Source organism: Lyngbya sp. CCY1209 (assembly GCF_055795065.1).
In genome coordinates this window covers 1-1490 of record NZ_JAYFER010000466.1, presented here as the reverse complement: position 1 = coordinate 1490, position 1490 = coordinate 1, and the positions used below count along the sequence as shown (strand labels likewise).

2 protein-coding genes are annotated in these 1490 nt (G+C 53.8%); both read right to left on the bottom strand.

Features of this window, described 5'->3' with window-relative positions; translation table 11 throughout:
* Window positions 1-38: 38 nt before the first annotated feature.
* The gene (locus AC0QHF_RS14880) at window positions 39-233 is read right to left on the bottom strand and encodes a hypothetical protein (RefSeq protein WP_324705010.1); all 195 of its coding nucleotides are present in this window, start codon (window positions 231-233) and stop codon (window positions 39-41) included.
* A 30-nt stretch (window positions 234-263) separates the two neighbouring features.
* A complete protein-coding gene (locus AC0QHF_RS14875; RefSeq protein WP_324705009.1) occupies window positions 264-998 on the bottom strand; it encodes a hypothetical protein in 735 nt (244 codons plus the stop codon).
* Window positions 999-1490 lie beyond the last annotated feature (492 nt).

Below are 1490 nucleotides of genomic sequence, written 5' to 3'. Positions count from 1 at the left end.
CTCTTAAAGGCATAGTCAATGTGCCTCTACCAACTCCTTTAAGAGAAAATCCTAAAGTTGTTGCTACTTTTGTAAATGCCGAATTCCGCCGTCCCCATCCGGCGGGCCAGCAGTAGGTGGACGAGATAGGTCAGCCCCATTCCGGAGACTTGTACCGCAAACGCCACCCGCGCCCCCCGAGCCAAAGGGTTCCATCGGGAAGATTGTCCGGCAGACGGTCTCAGATTCCCCATTTTGAGAGTCCCGTGATTTGGGTTCCGATCTTAACGGGGACGGCGCGATCGCATTTGAGGAGGCAAAAACTCGGCGGGTTCTTCCTCGATCCGATAGGGCCAGATGTCGATGGGTTGAATGGGATAGCGTTTGAGCTCGGAACGTCGGCCAGATTGGGTGAGCATCACCACCAACCCCACCGCAAAAATGCTGCCGCCGATGATGACGGCTAGAATAATTCCCACCAGAAACCACAGCAGCGCACTTTGCAGCCCGCCGACACCGGCATGGGATTGTTGGGACAGGCGTCCCTGATCGACCGTCAGAGTGCCGATCAGACGCTGCTGCTCTTGCAACTGCATCATCAACTGTTCGTTTCTGAGCCGCTGCTGTTCCAGTTGGCCGGTGACGCTTTCAATTTGCAGCCGATGCCGTTCGACCTGGCTGGTCAGTTGCTCGATCTGAACCCGATGCCGTTCGAGTTGGGTGGTCAGTTGCTGGGTTGTCGTCTGTTGGCGTTCGAGTTGATTTTGAAATTGAGAATCCGAATTGGACTCACCTTGATTGAGGGGGGATGGCACAGGGAGGGAGGGAAGTGGAATTGTCCCGTAAGGTTGCTCCGACGAGTTGGGCGGAGGAGGAAGAATCCCATAGGAAAAATCCGTGGGAGAGGACTGCTTTTGCGCCGATGACTGGTCGCCGAAGACCAACCACGCCAACAGGAGCACGAAAGCCGCCATGACGGTAAAAATACACCCTCCTATGAACCCCGTAGCCGGACCCATTCGCTTCGATTTCACACTTTGGTTGTATTAAGACAATTCGAGACCAAACCCGCTTGAAGAGCCATCAGCCATTCCTAACTCACCGTATAGGGACTTGAAATGGGACATCATTCATCACGAATTCAATCGAGTATGAATGGTAACACGCAACTTTGGCGATCGAAAAGTGCACCGGGCCGAGATCCCCAACATTCTCGGCGCCGGACCCCCGCCGCCCGAAAAACCGGTCGCCCCCACCGGCTGACCTTAAGATGATTTTAAACTTTGCCGGCTCGCCGGGAAACTCCTCGCCCGACGCGATCGCCGTGATACAATCTTTGGCACGGTGCGATTCGTTCAGGAACGAAATAAGGCTGAAATGCCCGAAATAACTTCCTGGTATGGCTTTCATCCCCTCAGATGAATATAAGGGGCACACCCCTGACCAGCCTTATAACTGTCTGTATGTTCCAAGTTTAGTATCACACGATACTAAATGAGGTCGGAACTCTC